The organism is Paenibacillus sp. OT2-17, assembly GCF_009827695.1.
Classification (GTDB): domain Bacteria; phylum Bacillota; class Bacilli; order Paenibacillales; family Paenibacillaceae; genus Paenibacillus; species Paenibacillus polymyxa_B.
On the sequence record NZ_WUDQ01000417.1, the window covers coordinates 1 to 3,303 of the forward strand.

Here is a 3,303-nt window from a genome sequence, read left to right on the forward strand (position 1 = left end):
CGGTTCACCGCTTGTGTACCGGTCGCTCGCTCGGCATTTGGCGCGCAGCGGCTTTATCGTTGGCCTTCTCGAACATCCATTTAATAACCGCAATGATAATAGTTTGGAAGGTACTGTCCAAAACCTCACCTATCGCCCCCGGCACCTTCGCATGGCAGCCGACTGGTTTTTTGAAGATGAGAGGTTTAAGGGGCTTCTACAGCCGGGAGGCCATTCGGTCATCGGGCATTCCATGGGGGGCTACACCGCGCTTGCAGCAGCTGGTGGTATCCCGACCTCCTTCCCTACTGAGAGCCCGGATGGGAAGCCGCAGCAGATCGATGTCCCTCATGATTCACGCATCCGGTCCCAGATTTTGCTAGCCCCGGCGTCCGTTTGGTTCCGTAATGAGGGAGCATTAAACAACGTTCGGCTCCCCATTCTCATGTTGGATGCCGAGCGAGACCCTTACGCACTTCCTTTTCACGCGCAGATCATCATGAATAGTGTTGCTGAACCGCAAATGATTCGCTATCGGACGGTGGAGAATGCCGGACATTATTCCTTCCTGACTCCTTTCCCAGCTGAGATGATTTCACTAGACTTTCCCCCCTCGCAAGACCCGCCCGGCTTTGATCGCGTGCAATTTCACGAAACGCTGAAGGCTGAAGTAGTAGAGTTTCTGTTGACTTAACATTAGGAACAATCACTTTCCGTCGAAATCAAATGTTAACTGAGTGTTCGATTAACTAATCGTTACGCTAACTGGGGAATGTTAGTTCAATATCAGGCTGCAACAGCAGCGGCAGTCTAAGACTTTATTTTCACGTCTTAGTCCGCCGCTGCTTACTTTATTGGAACAGTCTAAAACTTATTTTGCGAAGGCTGCCAAATTAATAATTGAAAAACCACATTAGATCAACAACTCCAGTCTAGAACTTTATTTTCAACGAACATCCAGATGAAGTGATCAAACTCCCTAATCTTCGCCTGGATTCTGAGAAATGGGTTCGTATTCATTTCTCAGAGGACAAAGAAACGATACCCGAGTTAGTAATTGGATTTATTGCTAAGCTTTACGATAGCCCGCTTCGTCCCTTTTTACTTAGCAATACTGGCGAGAGGTTGTTTCTGTATTGTTGTAGATCTGATTTAATCTTTTGCATACGAGGTTAACTTCTCCTGCAGGTCTAAACTATGGTGACTACTTGTAGAAACAGGCTCTTGAGCAGCAATTTAGCCTGCTTCTAGCGGTAATTTTCGTTATATTTTCTTTGTAATAGCCTCCAATTTAAACATTTTTCCGCTCGTGAAATAAGATAAATCACAGAATCAAATCCCAAACTGGGAACTCATCTGTGATTTTGCTTTTCTTGAATATTTCGCTTTGGCATGTCTATTTATTCATGTAGAACGATATTTCAATTACGCTGAAATGAAACCACCCACTGGTCTTAACATCTTTCAATCTGTTACTTTTTCAATATCCTCATGTTGTTTTGAATAATAAGTCTCTGAGCACCACTTAATTTTAGGCTCTCTATTCTTCTCATAAATTTTTATTAGTTGGTTTAAAACAAAAATCTTTTGTACAATATTTTCACAAAAAAAGTTGAGCTGTCGTTTATAAAAATTAATATCCTTTTGATAAGGATAGCGATCCTGTTAGTTCCTCTCATATATACCAAGAAGCTGAATATGTAAATTGTATATATCTTTATAATTAATCTTAATCTCCTCCCTTTTCATTTTCGTCATCATTATACCCGTATATGAAAAAACTGATGGACACTTTTTCATCCCAGCTTAACAAATACAATAAAAAACAGGCTTGTTAATTATCTAAATATCCCCGAAAGCTAAAGACAAACTTTTCCTGAGTATCGATGGATGTAGCTTCCAAATAGCAGAAAGAGATTTGAATGAGGGCAACACTCCCCCAAAAACGGTTCACCATTTCACCTACCATCAATAACGTAAAAACAGCCCCGAATTAGGAGATTCCTGCAAACCCTCGCTTATATAGTTATGAAAGCTCAGACAGGAAAAATGGATACGATGAGACGAAAAAAGTAGCCCATCCTCTACCCGAAGATGGACTGCTTTTACTCTATTAGCTTCACCTCCGTTTCGCGTTTACAACGAACTTGGTGAGGTAGGATTGTAATCACATACGAAAGAGACCCTAGTACCTGGGGCTGTATCCATACCGAATCTCTTCACCTCCACGTTTTTGTGTTGAATGATCGGCCTGCGCTTGATCCATTTCTTGAACGTATCTCTAAGGTCAAACTCGATCTGTCAGCGGATCCTCCGGATTAATCCGATGAACCACTTGTAAGCCAGATTCACTTTGGCTTCCTAAATCATTCGGTTATCCAAGAGATTGTATAGGATCTGCAAAAACAGCAAGCGAAACAGCAGCTCCAGCCTTAATTTGATTGACTTTGTTTCCATAAGTAGCAGAACAGCCTCATCACACTATGGAGTGGAGAGGCCGCTTGTGGGGGAATAAATTCATTTCGTCTACAGCGGTTGATGTTGACGATTCCGTGTCCATCAATGGTGATGATGAGCATGCGCATCCGTCACATCGGCTTTGACGGTACATAAAATCGAGCTATCGTGAGCATGCCGTTCGGACATAACTTGTAAGGTCACGTGCCAGATTTCTTTGTGTTCCAGCATGTGTTTGATTTTTTTTAGAATCACTTCGGTTTCATAGATCGATTTTTCTCCGTTAACGACAACATGAGCAGTAAGAGCGTTCATGCTGCTTGTAATGGACCAAATGTGTACATCATGGACTCCCTTAACACCATCTACCCTTCGGATCGAATTGACAATTTCGTTCATATCAACATTTTCGGGCGTCCCTTCCATCAAAACATGCAAGGACGATTTTGTGACAAAGTAACCGCTACGTAAAACAAGTCCCGCGACAACGACACTAGCAAGCGGATCTGCCCAGCCCAAGCCAAAAAACATCATCATAAGAGCTGCGGCAATGGCGCCAACTGACCCCAGCATATCACTGAGTACGTGCAAATAGGCACTGCGCATATTCAGGTTTTCCTTGGTGTCACTTCCACGCATCATAATCCACGCAACCAACAGATTTATAAGCAATCCGATGGTACTGATAATCAACATGCCAAATGTGGCTACTTCCGGAGGATTCATAAACCGCTCAATCGCCTCGTAAAAAATGTAAAGTGAAATGCCGATCAACGTAACACCGTTAAGGGCTGCAGCTAAAATTTCAAATCTCCTGTAGCCGTATGTTTTCCCTGTGTTTACAGCTTTGGAGCCAAATGTGAATGC

Annotated in this window: 2 protein-coding genes; one reads left to right on the forward strand and one right to left on the reverse strand. The window is 42.8% G+C overall.

Annotated elements, in window-relative coordinates:
- Positions 1-673: alpha/beta hydrolase family protein (locus GRP75_RS22295; RefSeq protein ID WP_160790386.1), on the forward strand; the 673-nt coding region annotated here is incomplete at its 5' end.
- A 1,865-nt stretch (positions 674-2,538) separates the two neighbouring features.
- Here GRP75_RS22295 and GRP75_RS22300 read toward each other — a convergent pair.
- Positions 2,539-3,303: cation diffusion facilitator family transporter (locus GRP75_RS22300; RefSeq protein WP_160790387.1), on the reverse strand; the 765-nt coding region annotated here is incomplete at its 5' end.